This window comes from Pedobacter ginsengisoli, assembly GCF_030244015.1.
Classification (GTDB): Bacteria; Bacteroidota; Bacteroidia; order Sphingobacteriales; family Sphingobacteriaceae; genus Pedobacter; species Pedobacter ginsengisoli.
The window spans coordinates 594,823-613,341 of the sequence record NZ_JASSYX010000001.1 but is presented as its reverse complement, the minus strand read 5'-3'; the positions used below and the strand labels follow the sequence as shown (position 1 = coordinate 613,341).

The following is an 18,519-nucleotide window of genomic DNA, read 5'->3' as shown; positions in this document are numbered from 1 at the left end:
TTCTATTTTCTTTTTCTTCGGATTAAAAGGATAGTTCCCACGGCCAGTAATATTGCCGGCAAGACCCAGACAAACAGGATATTTAATTGGCTTATCGTTTCTGAACTTACATTTAAGCGGTCGTCTTTAGCATCCGGACGTGACGTATCTACCGGAAATTCTCCATAACTCAACCAGCTAAACAATCCGATGTTGAAGGCAAAGTTGGCTGTCTTCACATTGTATCGCATCAGCTCAGTGTTGGTCATTAGATCTGCATCGCCCGTCACCACAATGCGCTGCTCTTTTCCGCTGATATTTCTGGTCAGGGAAACTGCAGTTGCAACAGAAGTCCTCTGGTCCCCATCAGCTGCAGAGAAAACCATCTCAGCAGAGTCAGTTACCATTTTTTTCATCTTCATCCAGCTCTTTTCCTTGTTTGTTTTCAACAGAGGTATTATTTGATATTTACCACCAGAGGTATATGCAATTCCAGTTGCCCCTGGCGTACTTACGGGGATACTATCGGCGGCACTTTTGGCAATGAACTTAGTAAAGCCGGCAGCCGCAGGGGTGATTTCATTCAGCACCAGGTCAGGCGCCAGGTTTGCACTGGGCTGTGCGATGCTGCCTTCCATCAGCTGCACGTTAAATTGTTGCAGCAATGGATTCAATACCTGCTGTTTACCTGGTTCACCCATAATCAGCAGATTCCCTCCTTTATCTATGTACTGCTGTATGTGGGCCAAAGTCGCAGCAGGGAGGCTGATCTTTGGATCGGCAATAACCAGAATTGAAACCCAGGACGGCACTTCCGTCGTCCCGACAGACACTGTGTCTACATCGAATCCCTGATTGATCAGCGCATAGCGGAAAGTTTTGAGGTTGGCGATGGTTTTGAACTCACGGTCCCCGGTCTTGTTTATATTTCGCTCCAACTGGCCTGTCAGGAAAGCGACCCTGGGTATTTTTGCCTGCTGAAGACGTTTAAAGGCCGCAGTAACCTCAGTTTCACTCGGGAATACCCGCATGTCATCATAGATCCGGAGGAAAGTTTTCCTGTCCTTATATTTCAGCTGCATGACAAAGCGGTTGAGTTCGGGCTTCAGATCAATTGTTTTACTGATATCCTCAGGACTCAGAAACATGTCAAGGTCCATTCTATAGCCTTTTGCATTCATTTTGGCAATATCTTTCAAACTCTTTCCAGCATAAGCTTTAGAGAAGTAATTATTCGCAAGCGGTTCGTCATAGTACATCACATAATGAAAGGCGATATCGTTTTTAAACCGGACATAGGGTTCCCATATTGACAGGAATTTGTTACGAATAGAAGGCATCCCCAGATAACTGCGGTTATCCAGCAAATTATTATAGACCGTTATCTCCAGCTTATCCGCTCCCAGGTCTTTAATGATCTTTTGCGCACCGGGTGTTAAGGTATTGGTTTTATGATCGGTTGTATCCAGATAAGCGATCATCGGCGGACGGGAGGTAAGGTAGCCGATAGTAAGGGCGGAAAGGACTATCGCCAGATACCGGCTGGCATTTACCAATGCCGATTTCGACGCTCTGCCTGCCTTTAGCTTGCAAATACTTAGACCCAGAAAAATGTAGATGATGATCAAAAAGTAAATAATATCTTTTGAAGTGATCAATCCATCCATCATGTGACTGGTACGTCCCGCCAGGGAAAGAAAGTAGGTAATATCTCTTACAAAGTCATGTTCCTGCCAGAGGGTGCCGATATAAGTGAGGATCCCGATCATCACAAATGTGCTCACCGCCGCGACTACCTGATAGGTACTCAGGCACGACATAAACAAGCCGATAGCAGCGTAAGCGCAAAGCAGCAGGAAAAATCCCAGTACGGCGGATAGCAATATTCCGTACTCCACATTTATAATATTGAATGTGCCGGCAACCATAAAAATACCGACAATCGCAACCAGGATCAGACTGTAGACCACCATGGCCAGATACTTGCCAAAGATGATCTCGCTTACCTTTACTGGTGAAGAATATAACAGCTTAATGGTACCTCCGTTAATCTCCCGGCTGATCAGGCCCATCGTAAGTAATGGAATATATAAGTATAAATTCTTCATCACATTCCCAAACAGCCCCCCCTGGGGATCCGAAAAGATCTTATAGGTGAGTGGTGCCAGATAATCCAGGCTTGATCCGCCTGCTTCCTGCATACTTGTGTAAGAATCGAGCACTTTCAGATAGCTCAGGGCACACTGGATTAAAAATACAATCATTAAAAACCAGGCAATAGGTGAGTAAAACAGGTTCTTAAGCTCTGTCTTCGCAACTTTAAATATCATCGTCATTTTCTTGTGTAATTATTTGGGTAATTGAACTGCTTGTCCCGATTTGCCGGATAATTGTTTGAATATTTCGTCGAGGGCACTTTTGTCCAGGGTGATTTCACGTAATTTCCAACCGCCATTCATGCTGGCCGCGATAACCCTTTCCGTGATCTCCTGGTCTCCGCTGAAGTAAAGCCGCAATTGCCTGTCGGTCAGCAATTCCACGCTTGTTGCACCTTCTATTTTTAGTAATTCCTCCCTTGAAGGCGGATTTTCCATAGTTAACAGCAAACTATGCGGTTCCACATAGTTGTTAAAAGCATCCATGGTGTCGGCAAACACAATCCGGCCACCTTCTATCATTTTGATATCTTTGCAAAGTACCTGTACTTCTGTCAAAATATGAGAAGAGAAAATAACCAGTCTATCTAGCGCAATCTCTTTAATCAGCGCCCGTACCTCAATGATTTGATTAGGATCAAGTCCATTGGTCGGCTCATCCAGCACCACTACTTTTGGATGGTGGATAATGGCCTGGGCGATGCCTACCCGCTGGCGATACCCACCCGATAGGTTCCCGATAAGCCTGCCGCTAAAGTGGGTAATACCGCAACGTTCCTTTGCCGCTTCCATGGCTGCTTTGATCTTATCTTTGGGGATCCAGCGCAGTTCGGCACAATATCTTAAATACTCATCCACCGTCAGGTCCATATAGAGCGGCGGGGTTTGGGGCAAGAAGCCGATCTGGCGTTTGGCCATCTCCGGCTGCTCCCGGATATCTATGCCATCGATGAAAACCTTTCCCTCGGTTTGGTTTAAGACCCCGCAGAGAATGTTCATTGTGGTAGATTTACCGGCCCCGTTAGAGCCGAGAAGGCCTACGATGCCCGTATGGTCAATTTCCATGTTGATGTCGCGAATCGCCCAGGAACTGCTGTACTTATGCGACAGGTGTTCAATTTTAATAATACTTTCTTTCAATGTGTGTTTTATTTAGTAGTCTGAAAAGTTGAGGCATATGCCGGGCATGCCGGAGCAACTTTGTAATAAAATTGCTCCGGTTTTGTTGCCGCGGCTCAGCTAAAGGTTATTCCGAGGAATTTTGTGGCCATCCGGGATTGAAGGCCATGACCTGGATCGGGATCTGTAACGTATATTTCTTGCTATGCGGAGACAGTGTAGCGATCAGGTTATTCTGTGGGTCGTACCGGTTTATTTCCGGCATACGGCCTTCCGCATCGAGTCTGCGCATGTCAAACCAGCGCGTACCGTTAAATACAAATTCAAGATTCCTTTCTGTCAGTACTTTTTGCAGCACTTCCTCCTGCACGTTTGATTGATATTGTTGATAGTCCGCAGGCTTAAAGCGTGCTTTGCGGACGAGGTCCAGTTCACTCAAGGCCTTCGTCAGGTCATTTCCACGTGCCGCCGTCTCTGCTAGGATCAAACGCATTTCTTCTACAGATGTTCCACAATTGGGGTAGGCACCAGAATAAGATACACCCCAGCCCAGGTGAACCGTCGCGCCTCGTTTGTTAAAGCTATAGTCGCCCAGATTCGTATAATAGAACGCCAGTCGAAGATCCTTTTTGTCAAAACGTTTTAACAGGCTCAATGTTGGAGTGAACTGGGTAAAAGTGGTTTTATGCACACGGGCATAGATCGCGCCCGGACGTATAGCGATCGAAGGAATAGCACTAACGTTGGAAAGCGCGCCAAAATCAAGAACATTTTTTTGTCCGTTATCCAATGCAAGCTGTGCGTTTTCAGCTGCCTTAGCGAAATTCCCCATATACAGATACGTTCTCGCCAGTACGCTGTAGGCTGCAGGCAATGAACCGCGAAAGCGATTTTGACTATTGTCTTTAGGAAGTCCGGCAATCGCTGCATTTGCATCGTCAATGATGTGATCATATATTTCCTTCACTGTACTGCGGGGTGGTGTCGGCTTATTCAAATCATGGGACGTAACAAAGGGTACGGCCAGATCTTTGTCTGCTGTTTCCGCCTTGTAAACATTTCCGTAAAGATTGACCAGATAAAGGTAGGCGAAAGCTCTGCCGAGCAGTGCTTCTGCACGGATGCTGTTTTTTTGCCCGGTACTGCCGCCAGTGGCCTCGTCTATCCCGTTCAAAACCACATTATAATAATAAATGGATTCGTAGAAATCTTTCCAGAGTATCGGGGCAGTTCCAAGATCGGTACTGAACTGTGGCTGCCAGGTATACACGAAATTGTCTCGTGTGGTAAACGGATTTTTTATATAAATGTCGTCTACATTATCGTCCAGCGAATTCAGTTCATTAGGAATGGCCTGTTCCAGGCTAGTGACGTTATTTAGCCATAAGTCATAATCTCCAACTGTTTTGAGCAGTCGTTTGCCTTTTGGCTGAACATCCAGGTATTTATCACAGGAAGTTAGCAACAATATCGGAAGTGCAGCTAAAACCACCCAAATCCTGGTATTTACGTTTAATATGTTCAATGTTTTCATCATCGTAAACGGTTAAAAGTTAATAGAAAGTGCCGCACTATAGGTAGGCGTCAGGTAAGACTTGGCATAACTGCCTGTTGCCAGGCTATAATTGTATTTGTTGAAAGCCACCGTGTACACATTGGAAGCCTGTAGCTTGATCTCCACATTGGAGAGTCCTGCGCGCTGCACAAGTTTACTGTTTCTAAAACTGTAGGCCGCTGTGAGATCGCCGACTGTGATATAAGCGCCGTTTACTGTGTATTTATCGCTGGTCGCCAAAGTATAGTAGTGGCTATAGCCACTCGGACTCGATAAGATTGGCAGTGCATCCGGATTTTTTTCATCACCAGGTTGTTTCCAGTAATTTTGTGCGCCTTCAAACGGTCTCACAGTAGTTGCGTCCGGAACAGGCACCCTAACAGAGAAACCACTGAAATAGTTGATCATGCAGTAGGCATAAAATTTACCTACGTCCACCCGGTTACTCATCCCAAGATTAAAAACGGGAATTGCGCTGCCGGCCAGATCAATAGCGGCATTGATCATTGCCGTATTGTCGCTATAGTTGATTACCTCGCCCGATTTATTGTACACCTGGGCATATCCTGTGTTGTTCAGACCTGCATAGCGGTAATTGAATAATGCACCTACCGGATAGCCTTTTATATAGTCGGCATAATTGCTGGTAACATAAAAACCTGCGGCACTGCTCGGCGTTATATTGGGGTTATATACCTGCAAAATCTTGTTTGTATTGCGGGCAAAAACGAGTCCGGTGTTCCAGTTGAAGCTTTTTCGGGTGATCCAGTCGGCCTGCAAGCTAAACTCCAGACCGGTATTGCGGATAGAAGCCTGATTGATCAATGCCGACACGCCGCCTTTGGAGGCATCGATCTGATTATTGGCGAGGATGTCCGTGCTTTTTTTAACGTAATAGTCTATGCTGCCACTTATTCCTTTAAATAATCCATAGTTCAGTCCCAGGTTTAAGTTTTTGGTCTGTTCCCAGCGCAGGCCACTATTCGCATACGACAAGAGATTCAACGCAGGGGTGGCAACGCTTGGATTGATTGTATTTAACACATCGGCGGCAATAACCTGCGACAGGGCGTCTTTTGCTACGTTTCCGTTAAAGCCATGTGCCACTCTCAACCGCAAAGCATCTACCCAGGTCACATTTTGCATAAAGCCCTCGTTGTGAATATTCCAGGCAGCGCCCACAGACCACAAAGGCTTGTATTTGTATTTAGGGTCTGTACCAAACAGGTTGGATTGGTCAACACGGATACTGCCTGTAACTGAATATCTGTTTTTATAGGCATATACCAGGTTGGAGTAACCCGAAATGAAGCGGTCGTCAACATACCCATGATTAAATAAAGTGCTGTAAGCAAGCGGGTTATTGCTATTCGCAAATGATGCCGAATAATTCATGAGTGTCTTGAAATCTACCTGCTGATTATTTAAGGTCTGGTCGTTATATCCGAAATAAGATGCCGTATTAGACTGATTGATCACCTTACGCACCTCGGCTCCCAGAATCAGGTTTACCGAGTGGTCCGTATTAATTTTTTGATCATAATTTGCCTGGGCTCTTGCTGTGATACTTTCTGTACCAATGGTACTTTGCTTTAAAAAAGCGCCTTTTGGCACATTATAAGTCAGCCCGTTGGCGCCTGATCTGGTATAATAATTTACGTATTGGCGAACCTCAGCGGAGCTTTCACTGGCCAGATGCCTTAAAATTCCCTGGGCATTTTCGTGGACACCCCCAAAGCTAAGATTGAATCCCTTACCCGCATTGTAGCGGAGATTTGCGGTAATCCGGTCCGAGATCGTCTTTCCCCTGTCTGCTACCTCATTCATTTCTGTTAAAGGGTAATATGCGTTATCCAGCAGTCCCATTGATTTCATGTATTGATTGTAATACATATTTCCCTTGCCCCGTGGGAGGTAAGTATTGTACATAGCCACAGGATTTCCCTGTGTATCCTCAAAGCGCTCGTAAGTATATATATCCTCAATATCAGGTATAGGCGCCGCACGGGTTTTATTCTCTTGCAGATCCATGTTCAGTTCAAGCTGCAAGCGGTTGGATAATTTTATTGTACTCCTGCCTGAAAGGCGAAAAATACCGTTGTCGTTGTTCCGGCTGGTCGAATTGTTTTTGGAATAATTGGCCGTCAAATAGTACAATATGTTGTTGTTTCCTCCGGATAAATCCAGGTTATACGTTTGGCCGGAAGCGTTTCTAAGGAACAGCCGGCCATAATCTCCGGCATTGTTGTAGGACGCCAGCTCAGCAAGCTGACGGTCACGTTCTTCAAGGGTTATTGGATCTGTTCCCGACCGCCAATGGGCCATGATTAGTGAGGGAAGGTTATAATTGTAATAGGCTCCCCCAGCACCTTGTAATGTGGTCCAGGCCGTGGGGCCTTGTGATAAGTTTTTCAGCTTTTCGAAGTCAATGACGGTTTGAGATCCATTTTTATCCCAGCGATAGCGCTCATAATTTTCTTTGGGTGTGACGCTTGCAGTGCTCCGAAAATTAATCTGAACTTTTCCCGCTTTCGCCTTTTTGCGTTCTATGATGATCACTCCGTTAGAGGAGCGGGCGCCATATATTGTCGCAGCAGCAGCGTCTCTCAGAACCGTCACCGACTCTATTTCGTTTGGATCTATCATATTTAATGACAGTTCGGTAGGATAGCCATCAACGACGATGAGTGGATTTCTGTTCCCTTTTATGGTCGAAATGCCGCGGATCTGGAAGAGACCGTTACCTTCAAATTTTACATCGTTATTAATCAGCAGCCCAGGAATCTTGTTCTGCAAACCGGTTAAAAAGTCTATGGTATTAATGCGGCTCTCATATTCCTTTCTGTTGAGCACGGAAATACTTCCGGTGCTCTGTTCCGGTTTGATCTGCTGGTACCCGGTATTGATGGTAACCTCTATCTCTTCAAGCCCGGAAACAGCGGGTTTAAGCTTAACCAGCAAATCATTAACGGCGGCCAGCGCGCTGATCTCCTGTTCTTCAAAACCCACAAAACTGACGACCAGCGTAGCATTTTCGTCTACATTTTTTAACATAAACTGACCCTTTGCATTGGTGACTGCCTTACGTTTGGTACCTTTCACGACGATCGTCGCCCCTTCCAGCGCATTGCCATTATCATCAGCCACAACACCGTACACATCAATAGACTTAAACCTGGCAATAAGATTGTCAAGGAAACTGGGTGTCTTCTTCGACACCACAACAGCCTTTGCATTGATCTCATATTCAAGCGGCTGATGATCGAATATCATTTCCAGCACATCTTTGAGTTCGGCATTATGGACATCAATGGTTACATCCTTTGATTCTTTTAATGTGGTGCTGCTAAACATAAAATCATAGCCGCTTTGGTTGCTGATTTCTTCCAGCACTTTTACCAGCGGCGTGTTCTTTTTAGACAGCGTTATTTTCTGCGCAAAACTGCTTGCGCTTACCTGAACTATAGCTGCAATTAAAATGATGGTGGTTAGCCTCATAATCAGCAATATTTTTGCTACAGGGCCAGGCGGCGCCCATAGTTTTTCTTGTAAAACTTTGTACATTTGCTTTGTTTGGTTCTATCGCTTTGCCATACATTTTCCAGATGAGCAGGCGCTGCGAGGTTGATGATAATTCGTTATTTGATCCGCCATTCAAAGGTCATTTCAATTCACGTTGAGATGACCTTGTTTTTGACAGATTTGTTTACAACAGGAATGTAATGGTCTAGTCTATAACTGTTACCCTCCTTCCGTCTATTTTAAAGTGAACACCCTTTGTTTTTTCCAGTATCATCAGCACCTGGCTAATGTTTTTGTTTCTTGATACCTTTCCTGTAAAGCCCTCATTGGTCATCTTGCCTTCATAGACCACTTCTATATCATACCAGCGCTCCAGCTCCTTCATGATGTCCTGTATCTTCTCATCATAAAAGCGAAAATAACCATCCTTCCACGCAATTTCCTTTTCTGCATTTTCCAGGGTTTGCAGGCTAAGCCGCTTTTGATCGTCAAATATGGCTTGCTGAGCGGGTTTTAAAAATAACTTCTCTACTTTTATACTGCCCTCCAGCAGGGTTGCTTTCGCAATCTTTTCATTCTCATAAGTATTTACATTAAAGTGTGTACCCAATACCGTTAATGTCAATGTTTTAAAGTTTACCATAAACGGATGCGCCTTATCTTTTGCTACTTCAAAATACCCTTCACCGGAAAGTTTCACATTTCTTGTTTTACTATTTATAAAACTGGATGGAAACTCAAGTTTTGAGTCGGCGTTAAGCCAGACTCTTGTACCGTCGGGTAGCGTGAACTGGTAGGTTTGGCTACGGGCGGTTGACGCAGTAAGCGCCATGCCTCCTCCGGAAGTCACCTCGGAAGAGAGGAATGATCCATCATCATACTTTATGCTGTTATTCCCGATCACAACTCCATTCTTTGCATCACTCAATCGTATCATCTTGCCATTAGCCAGCGTAATCGTCGCCCCGTTCTTACCAGGAGCAATGTCTTGAGATCCTGAAGCAAATTCAGGATAACGAGGTGTGTCAGTATAACGGCTGGCATTAAACCACACCCCAAGCACAATTGCTGCTACCGCAGCAGCTACTGCTATCCTTGTCCATAGTTTATAAGTTCTTGCCGGAGCACTATGTAGCACTACCCGCTGTCTGATCCTATCAAGCTGCGCTATCCTTGCCTGATCAGCAACATCAGAAAGGCTTTTATTTTCATACCGCATATACCATGTTTCAAGCATAGCATTTTCCTCCTCTGTTGAAGTGCCCTTAAGGTATTTTTCCAGTAAGCTGTTGATATCCGACGTATTCATTTATTAACAAGAATTTAATCCCTCTTTAATACATGACAAATAATGGCAGGCCATCAAGGTATCGGAAAATAATAAAAAACTGAAATAATGCACAAGACCCTCATTTACAACGACATAATTTCAACCTGTTTCTACTCCACTTGCGTTTTCAGTGACCAGCCTGATTTAAATGGACTTTCCAATAAACTGATAAGTCTATTAATATTTGAGATTAAATCTCAAATAAACATATTAAATCCAGTGGATCCCAGCCGCAGCCTCAATGTTTTCAAACTTTTCTTCACCTGGGTAGCTACAGTCAGTTCCGATGTGCCCAGTTGCTCGGCAATTTCCTTATAGGTCAGTCCCTCATTACGGTGCAGCAGAAACACCTCACGCATCCTTGGAGGTAGCGCATCAATTTCTGATTTAATGATTTCAGCATACTCTTTCTCTCTTATTGTAAGATCCGTAACATACTCGCCCTTTTCAACTGTATCAACCAGCGAATTCAGATAGTTACTTTCGCGCTGTCTTTTATAAAAATGATTAAAGATCCGGTTTCGCACAGCGGTATAAAGATAGTTGACCAGTCCTGTAGTCAAATGAATTGCAGCACGCTTATCCCAGAGGTCTATAAACAATTCCTGCAAAATATCTTCCACATCATCCATGTTAGTAAGCTTCCTGATCGCATGGTTTTGCAAAAGCACCTTATAACGGTCATATATCTCCAGATAAGCTCCCTGATCGTCCTGTTTTAACAAGCCAAACAATTCCTCATCAGTATATGCACCATAATCAGCCATCTTTTTTTATGAATCCCTCTCCTAAAGTTAACAATAAGTTACGGTAAGTATATATAATTTTTTATTACCAGCGCGATATCATGAAATTCGCCTTTCCCACTTACTTCATTAAAGATCATCAGTAAAATGACGCTTTTCTTTTTCCTGGTTAAACTTCCTGTTATTATATGCTCCCGACTGGTTTTTTGCAATAGAAAGGGTCTGCCACTGACTTTCTGCCACCATTTTCGCAATAAACACGATCTGACCGATATGATAAGGGTAATGCGCAAGCTGGCGGTTGATGGCTTCCATCACCGTATGGCCATCGTTTCTTATATACACGATTCTTTCGAGCTGATCCTCACTGAGACTTTTAAGCGTATCCAGCAGACATTGCCACCCTTTATTCCAGCTCAGCATCAGTGATTCGCGGCTATCATACTTAAGTTCAAATTCGGCATCTCTGTTCCTCCAGGGTTTCTCACCATCCTCAGTAAGAAAATTGGTAAACCTCGACAGCATGTTTCCCGTCAGATGTCCCACCACGATGGCGATACTGTTGCTCTCAGAATTATATTGCCAAAAAAGTTTTTCTTCAGAAATCTGCTCCATCGCTTTTTCACCGAGTGATTTATAATATTGGAACTGCTTGATGACGCTAGTTAAATATCCTGTGTCCATATGATCAAATTATGATTTATCATCTTTTGTATCTCCAGTTGATAAATATCAGCAATATACACTGAAAAGTAAGTAGTTTTATACAAGTTTATGGCGCAGCCTGAGTTGAAGTCATGTCGTGATCTACCCTCAAAATTGTCATTTTAACACATCACCATTTAGGAAACAGTCAGCTATATTTGTGAAAGCAAAATGTTTAAAAACTTAAAAAACTAAAATGAGAAACAAAATCACCTTCGTACTTAGCCTGCTCTTCGGACTGATGTTCATCAATGCCGGGCTCAACAAATTTTTCAATTACATGCCAGCACCGGAAAATATGCCGGAATCACTGGTAAAAGCAATGACCGCCATGATGACCATCGGCTGGCTGATCCCGCTTGTGGGCTGGGCGGAACTGCTGGGTGGCCTGCTCATCATCTTTCCCAGAACACGGGCGCTCGGTGCACTGATCATCGTACCTGTAATGGTAGGCATCATGCTCACCAATACTGTGACCGAACCCTCCGGCCTGCCCATCGCACTGCCTTTCTGTCTCATTCTTATCTGGATCATCTATGAAAACAGAGCGAAATATTTGCCAATGATCAGCGGAAAAGACATGGTGCAATGAGAAAAGTAATTGCGGCAATCAACATGACACTGGACGGGGTTTTCGACCATACTGCCGGTATTGCAGACGAAGAAATACACCACCACTACGCTGATCTGCTGAGAGCGGCTGATGTGATCCTGTATGGCAGGATCACCTATCAGCTGATGGAATACTGGCCTGCGCTCCTAAAAAATCCATCAGGAGACAAAGCAATGGACGACTTTGCCGTAGCGATAGACCGCATTCCCAAGGTTGTATTTTCCCGGACGCTCAAAAACCTGGAATGGGAAACTGCAAGTCTGGCAACCCGAACACTGGAAGAAGAAGTATTGGCACTCAGGAAACAACCAGGCAGGGACATTTTAGTCGGCAGCCGCAGCTTAATCATCAGCCTGATCAAACTCAACCTAATTGATGAATTCCAGCTGTGTATTCACCCCGTCATCGCCGGAAACGGCATGCAATTATTTGAAAACTTAAACGACAGAACCGGTCTGAAGCTCATAAAAACTAAAACCTTTACTGGTGGTTCAGTAATACTTTACTACAAGCCGGGCGTTGACTGATATTTAATCTCAACAGACTGTATTTTACCATTGAGCTTATTGCAGCCATTGTCACCATTATGAAATGATTTTTTTTGGAATTAGTGAACCTGATTTGTATTGAGGTATTTTATGATGTCTGCAGCCATGCTGTCAAGTTTTGTTTGCGTTGCCGCATCTGACACGTTCGCAAGGAATATCAGCCCAAGTTTTTGGGCAGGTACAAGTACTACATAACTGCTGAAGCCAAAGGTACCCCCGGTATGCCACAGGTATCCTGACGGCCCTTCACCAGCCACATGCCAGTTCAGGGCCACCGTGTCACTTGGATTAAAGACCGTAGCTTGCTGAGTAAGCTTTACGGCCTTATTGGCAGTATCCAATTCATACTGCAAAAACTTTAACATATCAGTTATTGAAGATACCAGTTCACTTGACGACCGGAGATCCGGCGTTGTGATATAAGGCATTATTACACCTTTATCATTGTAACCTGTAGCCAGCAACTTTGTTTTAGCTGGCTGTAACACGGTTTGCTTCATTTTCAACGGCCCGGTAATGTACCTGTTCACCAGATTTTCGAACGGCTTTTGATAAACCTCTTCAAGGATAAAACCTAACATTTGTGCCGCGGCATTAGAATGCTTTGGGGTGATACCCGGCTCAGTACTTAAAGTAACCTTTTGCAATTCCTTATAAAACTGCTGCTTACTGAAGTTTTTGTGTTGTCGAATCAGCGCTTGCGGAATCGAATCCTGCGGTAGCGACTGAAACAACGAATCAGCATCTGGAATCCAGTTTGGCAGCCCTGACGTTAAATTGGCCAAATGAACCAATTTGACCGGATGCCCCTTGTAGACAAGATTTGGGTATTTGCCGGGCAAGTATTTCCTTATATCATCGTCTAAACTAACCTTATGTTCCAGTACAGCGTTAGCCAATAGCGTGCTGGCAAAGACCTTGGTAATTGAACCGAGTTCATAGACCGTCTGACCTGTTGGCGGCTCACTTCTGTTTTTGCTAATGGTGCCGAAATGATATTGTGCCGGCTTGCCCTGGTAAAATATGCCAACAGATAATCCCATAGCTTCAGGCGAACGGACATATTCTTTACCAAGTTTCTGAATATATAGATCTCTACTGGCATCCTGTGCCTTAGCAAATGAAGTATTTAGTAATAAAACGGCAGAAAGTGTGATTGTTGATTTACTTATCTTCATTGTACATGCTTATTCATCGTTTATAAGACGGGCTGCTCACCAATTTAACAAGACGCTATTCCAGAATCAGGAAAACTGAACAGTTCTTGAAAACCAGGCTACATATTCACTAACGGCATTTTCAAGCAAATCTTTGGTCCTGCCAGTCAATACGCCATTTTCATCAAAAGCTTCAGCTACCTTTGAGAGGTAAACTTCCGGCTGCTGCATTACAGGCATATTCAGGAAAACCAGACTTTGCCTCAAATGATGGTTAGCGCCAAATGCCGCCAGTGCACCAGGGGAGTTACTGAATATAGCCGCCGGCTTGGTATTCCATACACTTTTCCCATACGGACGGGAACCCACGTCGAGTGCATTTTTTAGTACCGCCGGGACAGACCGGTTGTATTCCGGAGTAATAAAAATTACACCATCAACCGAACTTACTTCTTCCCTAAAAACATGGTAAGAAGCCGGCGCAGTGCCGTCATCATCAAAGTCCTGGTTATATAAGGGCAGATCATCAATTGCAATGATCTTAAAAGTAAAGCCTTCAGGCGCCATTTCGAGTACAGCGGCAGCCAGTTTTTTGGAAAATGATTCCCTGCGCAGACTCCCTGCGATAATTCCTATTGTCTTGTTCATACAGCTAAAACTAAGAATTATTTGGAAGCGCTACAACTACAGCTGTAAAGAGTTGTTCAAAGAAGCTTCATTGCCGTGGGAAAGAACTTTTTATAAAGGTTTATAAAAACTAATTTTCACTGAGTAATTTTTTACAAATTGCAATTTTTACAACCCACTCATGAGAAATGACCTGAACGAGCTGGCCAGTAAGCCGCACTATCCCATATTAGACGGCCTCCGTGGTGTCGCTGCAATTATTGTCGTAACCTTTCACCTCGCTGAGCCGTTTTCGACAAGTAATGTAGATAAACTCATTAATCACGGATACCTGGCAGTCGACTTTTTCTTTTTGTTATCGGGTTTTGTGATGAGTTATGCTTACGACGACAGATGGCATAAAATGACCTTCGGCAGTTTTTTCAAACGTCGGATTATCCGCTTGCAGCCAATGGTGATCCTGGGAATGACGCTGGGAGCTATTGGCTTTTATTTCACAGATTCTACATTATGGCCGCTCATTCATACTGTACCGCTCTGGAAGATGCTCCTGGTGCTACTGGTAGGTTACACCATCCTGCCTGTACCCTTATCCCTTGATATACGAGGCTGGCAAGAAATGCATCCCCTGAACAGTGTGGGATGGTCATTGTTTTTTGAATACATCGCTAACATTCTTTATGCGGTCTGGATAAGGCGGTTCTCTAAAACAGCCTTAAGCGTCTTAGTAGGCATTGCGGCAGTCGTTCTGGCGCATCTGGCCATTTCAAACGGTGATGTCAGCGGTGGTTGGACATTTAACGCAGAACACCTGCGCATTGGATTTACACGTGTGATGTTTCCCTTCTTTGCCGGCGTACTGCTTTCCCGGATCGCAAAGCCCACAAGAATAAAAAATGCATTGTTGTGGTGCAGCCTTTTAGTAGCCGTTGTACTTTATATGCCCCGCATTGGCGGTACCGAACAGGGCTGGATGAATGGGATCTATGATGCTGTTTGTATTATCATCGTTTTCCCGCTTATCGTTTATCTTGGCGCCAGTGGCGTAATGCAAAGCCAGGAAGAAAACAGGATCTGTAAGTTCCTGGGTGACATATCCTATCCGCTATATTTAGTGCATTATCCCATCGTTTACTTTTACGTTGCCTGGATCAGTGACAATAAAGGGATAACGATCGCAACCGCCTGGCCTTATGGGTTACTTATTTTTTTGGGCAGCATTATTTTGGCATATGCCTCATCAAAATGGTATGATGAGCCGGTTCGAAAATGGCTGCGGAAAAACCTTAGTTAGTCTGCATTTCCTCCGGTCTTTCTGAATACCCTCCAGCTTAATAGACATGTCACTTTAAAACCTGTTGTTCCATCTTTCCCCCCACCAGGGGTGCTAACCTAACATTCCAAATAACCAAAGCGGGATTTTATTGCCTGTTCCCGCCTCCATATCATCTGCAGCAATAAACGAATCCTGAATGCCTTCTAGCTGCCTGGCCGGTTTGGCCTTTCCGCCAATTTCAAAGGTATGCTGATCATTCACAAAGAAGTCTCCTTTTAAGGGAAGCTTAACATCATACCCCCCATTTTTCAACTGACTCATAAAAAATGTTTCCCGTAATGTTCCCTTGTCCACATTTTCCGGTGTCAGTGCATATAGCAAATTGGTGTTTTCTAAAAATATTTTATCCGGCTTTTGCAAAATACTTGTACTCCGGCCCGCTGCAGAAAGTGAGTTTACCAAACGTGCGCCTTCAAGATAATGCAGGTATTCCACAATTATATTTCTATTTATCTCTGTCTTTTCTGCCAGTTTGGAAATATTTGGTTTAAACGGCACATTAGTAGCCAGAATATATAAAAGCTGGTAAACCTTTCTTGAATGGTGCGGATTAAAGCCATCGATGAACTGCAGATCTTCCTCAATAATGAGTCTTACAACTTTTTCAATCCGCATGTGATAAGTATTGATATTTTCGATAAAAAAAGGATAATATCCAAACTTAAGGTAATCAGCAAAATGTTGTAACGGCTTAAAACCTGTTATCATATCATGAGCAATTTCCACATGACTTTTTAATAAGTCTTTTAAGGAAACTGCCTGGAGATTGGCAATGTTCGAAAAATGTAAAAACTCCCGAAAAGAAAGGCCTGTTAATTCATATTGAACTGCACGTCTGCTTAAATCAGCATTTTGCCTGGAAATATCAATGATGGAAGATCCTGTAAACACAATTTTGAGGTCCCTATAAAAATCATATATGTTTTTTATTTCCCTGGCCCAATCCGGATACTTATGTACCTCATCAATAAATAATATCTTCCCACCCTGTTGCCTAAACTGAAGTGCAAAATCAGAAAGCAGGTTTGAAGTAAAATAAATATCATCCATAGTGATATACATTGCCTCCCTGCTGAACCCATATTCCGCTTTTAAGCGTTGTAACATTAAAGTAGTCTTTCCAGTTCCTCTTGCGCCTAATATGCCGATTAAACGATCATTCCAATCTATTTCACGGGCCCTATTGCGTATGATGGCCATGGACAGGTCCTGAATGACAATGTTAGATTTCAGTCTTAAATTCTCCATTTTGCAAAAAATATATGCAAAAATAACTAAAAATTGCATTTTTTATGTGCATTTTTGTTTAAATATTGAATTTTATGAATGCAAGACCGTACCTGCAGACAGCAAGGAGCTGATATTCTACTTCTTATTTATCGGTACCTTTTTGATCTTACCATCCGGGGTTTTGAGGGTCAGGACCGACCGGTCTTTACCTTCATACAGATCGGTTTTAAGCAAGAAATCGCACATGGAAATATTTGCATAGCTGATATCGTCAATCGCCAGTACCTGGTCATTGACACTGATTTTCTCCTTTAGCTGCTCATCCCAAACCATCTCTATAAATACTTTATTGTCTTTTGGAATAAACGTTACCGGAAACATACCCTCCAGCAGATCAACTGAAGTTTCAAAAGGCTCGAAGTAGAATTTTCTGTTTTTATAATCAACGGTTACTATTCCGTAATTTAAAAGTTGTGATCCAATCGTGGATTGCTCTCCGGGTGTGGTACTGGCACTTACATTTTTAAAAACAGCTCCGTTAATTCTGAACTCAGGCACCCTTAGCCGATATTGTGCCATGTCTATCCCCGTGCCGTAAAGAGCCATGCTATTTCTCCCTTTTGATTTTGCCAGTACATTAAAAACCTCAGCTTTCTCCGTGCCTGTAAAATGAAGCAGAGAAAGCGCAAATAGTCCTGCACTGCCTGTGTCGAATAATGTACCGATGGTGCCAGCGTTCTTTCCTATAAAAATGACGGTAACGAAAGGTTCGCTTTGATTCGGGGACAGAAATAAATCAGTCGATTGTTTCTGGTTCAAATTCAGATTGTCCGGCTGATCTGTAAGTATTATTTTCTGGGTTTTTGAAGAAAAATGCACAATAGAATTTCGCAGCATATTGCTGCCTATAAAACCATCGATCTTAAGGCAATCAAAAAAGACCGGATTCCTGGGAACCACAGTTGGAATATCATTGAACACCACACCGCCTACGGTAATTTCATTCAGGTTTACAATATTTAAACTGTCTACACTCCCATTGCCATCCCAAATTGGAACCTTGCTTAGTATTTTGGGTTTGAGTAGATCAAATAAGGCTTTTGTAATCGTATTGGGTGCGCCGGTATCAATGGCAAAACGATATTCCTTGCCGTTAATGGTCACTTTTATAATCGGTGCCCACCCTATATTTTCATAATCAATTTCAGTATAATAGTTTTTTTGACTGGTCCCCCCCTGGTTGGCCGTAAAAACCTCTTGTGAATAAACACAGGTGACACTTAGGCCAAGCAGGAGTACTAAGCTACCAATCCACCCTTTCATATAATTCCTCATATATTTCAGGCCCGCCAATAGTACCGATTGTATGAAGCTTGCCGTCCTTCATCGTTAGTTTGTAGTTAATTTCCATTTTCTCAAAACCATCAAAAGCAGCATATTTTGTAAACTCCTGATAATTTCCGTCTTGCAGCGTGTAGGTTCCTCCCGATGCTCCGGTAACAATTTTTTTATCCTTTAGCTCAGGAATTTTCTTTTCAACTATCACGACAAAATTTGTTGGGGTCAATATTTTTCGTAAAAAAACGGATGAACTGTCTGATATTAGAATTTGACCATTTCCATAAGTTATCTTTTGGCGGATCAGTTTCCAGGTTCCAATATGTGCTGTGTTTTCAGAGGGTGTACTACGCTGTACTGCTGTGTTCCCCGCAGTGCTTTTAATGTTTTTTTTCTTCAGTGTTTGAGCGAAACCGGCAACTCCGATGAGCATAGCTACTAATATAAGAATTAGTGATTTTCCTTTCATATTGGCGTTAATTAATTGGTTATAGTAAATATATCAACTACTTTCCATGCACCAATAAAAATGTTTCATTTTTCTGAGTGTATGAGCAT

Annotated in this window: 15 protein-coding genes; 3 read left to right on the top strand and 12 right to left on the bottom strand. The window is 43.3% G+C overall.

Going from position 1 to position 18,519, the window contains the following annotated elements; translation table 11 throughout:
* Positions 1–2: 2 nt before the first annotated feature.
* The 7 genes from QEP08_RS02730 to QEP08_RS02700 all read right to left on the bottom strand — a co-directional run bounded on the left by QEP08_RS02730 (position 3) and on the right by QEP08_RS02700 (position 11,091).
* The gene (locus tag QEP08_RS02730; RefSeq protein ID WP_285055444.1) at positions 3–2,315 is read right to left on the bottom strand and encodes a Gldg family protein; all 2,313 of its coding nucleotides are present in this window, start codon (positions 2,313–2,315) and stop codon (positions 3–5) included.
* Between the two features lie 12 nt (positions 2,316–2,327).
* Positions 2,328–3,275, bottom strand: a complete 948-nt coding sequence (locus QEP08_RS02725) for an ABC transporter ATP-binding protein (RefSeq protein ID WP_285055443.1) — start codon at positions 3,273–3,275, stop codon at positions 2,328–2,330.
* Between the two features lie 106 nt (positions 3,276–3,381).
* Positions 3,382–4,791 carry a RagB/SusD family nutrient uptake outer membrane protein gene (locus QEP08_RS02720; RefSeq protein WP_285055441.1) on the bottom strand — a complete coding sequence of 470 codons (1,410 nt, stop codon included), beginning with the start codon at positions 4,789–4,791 and terminating at the stop codon, positions 3,382–3,384.
* Between the two features lie 9 nt (positions 4,792–4,800).
* Entirely contained in the window at positions 4,801–8,373 is a 3,573-nt protein-coding gene (locus QEP08_RS02715; RefSeq protein WP_285055439.1) for a SusC/RagA family TonB-linked outer membrane protein, read from the bottom strand.
* A gap of 163 nt (positions 8,374–8,536) precedes the next feature.
* On the bottom strand, positions 8,537–9,640 hold the full coding sequence (locus QEP08_RS02710; RefSeq protein ID WP_285055437.1) for a FecR family protein: 1,104 nt from the start codon (positions 9,638–9,640) through the stop codon (positions 8,537–8,539).
* A 218-nt stretch (positions 9,641–9,858) separates the two neighbouring features.
* Positions 9,859–10,428, bottom strand: a complete 570-nt coding sequence (locus QEP08_RS02705) for an RNA polymerase sigma factor (protein WP_285055434.1) — start codon at positions 10,426–10,428, stop codon at positions 9,859–9,861.
* A gap of 108 nt (positions 10,429–10,536) precedes the next feature.
* Entirely contained in the window at positions 10,537–11,091 is a 555-nt protein-coding gene (locus QEP08_RS02700; protein ID WP_285055432.1) for a DUF1572 family protein, read from the bottom strand.
* A gap of 217 nt (positions 11,092–11,308) precedes the next feature.
* Here QEP08_RS02700 and QEP08_RS02695 point away from each other — a divergent pair, with 217 nt between their 5' ends.
* Both QEP08_RS02695 and QEP08_RS02690 read left to right on the top strand, forming a co-directional pair.
* Positions 11,309–11,704 (top strand): DoxX family protein, encoded by a 396-nt coding sequence (locus QEP08_RS02695; protein WP_285055430.1) that lies wholly within the window; start codon positions 11,309–11,311, stop codon positions 11,702–11,704.
* On the top strand, positions 11,701–12,252 hold the full coding sequence (locus QEP08_RS02690) for a dihydrofolate reductase family protein (protein WP_285055428.1): 552 nt from the start codon (positions 11,701–11,703) through the stop codon (positions 12,250–12,252). The genes QEP08_RS02695 and QEP08_RS02690 overlap by 4 nt, the downstream gene beginning before the upstream one ends.
* An 80-nt stretch (positions 12,253–12,332) precedes the next feature.
* On the opposite strand, the gene QEP08_RS02685 is transcribed toward QEP08_RS02690, so the two are convergent.
* Both QEP08_RS02685 and QEP08_RS02680 read right to left on the bottom strand, forming a co-directional pair.
* Entirely contained in the window at positions 12,333–13,451 is a 1,119-nt protein-coding gene (locus QEP08_RS02685; protein WP_285055426.1) for a serine hydrolase domain-containing protein, read from the bottom strand.
* A gap of 66 nt (positions 13,452–13,517) precedes the next feature.
* Positions 13,518–14,078: an NADPH-dependent FMN reductase gene (locus QEP08_RS02680; protein WP_285055424.1), complete on the bottom strand. Its 561-nt coding sequence runs from the start codon at positions 14,076–14,078 to the stop codon at positions 13,518–13,520.
* 160 nt (positions 14,079–14,238) lie between these two features.
* Here QEP08_RS02680 and QEP08_RS02675 point away from each other — a divergent pair, with 160 nt between their 5' ends.
* Complete coding sequence (locus tag QEP08_RS02675; RefSeq protein WP_285055422.1) at positions 14,239–15,351, top strand: acyltransferase family protein; 1,113 nt, start codon at positions 14,239–14,241, stop codon at positions 15,349–15,351.
* 93 nt (positions 15,352–15,444) lie between these two features.
* Here QEP08_RS02675 and QEP08_RS02670 read toward each other — a convergent pair whose 3' ends face one another.
* The 3 genes from QEP08_RS02670 to QEP08_RS02660 form a co-directional block, all read right to left on the bottom strand.
* Positions 15,445–16,641: an ATP-binding protein gene (locus QEP08_RS02670; protein ID WP_285055419.1), complete on the bottom strand. Its 1,197-nt coding sequence runs from the start codon at positions 16,639–16,641 to the stop codon at positions 15,445–15,447.
* A 117-nt stretch (positions 16,642–16,758) separates the two neighbouring features.
* The gene (locus QEP08_RS02665) at positions 16,759–17,946 is read right to left on the bottom strand and encodes a retropepsin-like aspartic protease (RefSeq protein ID WP_285055417.1); all 1,188 of its coding nucleotides are present in this window, start codon (positions 17,944–17,946) and stop codon (positions 16,759–16,761) included.
* Positions 17,927–18,430, bottom strand: a complete 504-nt coding sequence (locus QEP08_RS02660; RefSeq protein WP_285055415.1) for a hypothetical protein — start codon at positions 18,428–18,430, stop codon at positions 17,927–17,929. Before QEP08_RS02660 ends, QEP08_RS02665 begins: the two co-directional genes overlap by 20 nt.
* Positions 18,431–18,519: the final 89 nt, after the last annotated feature.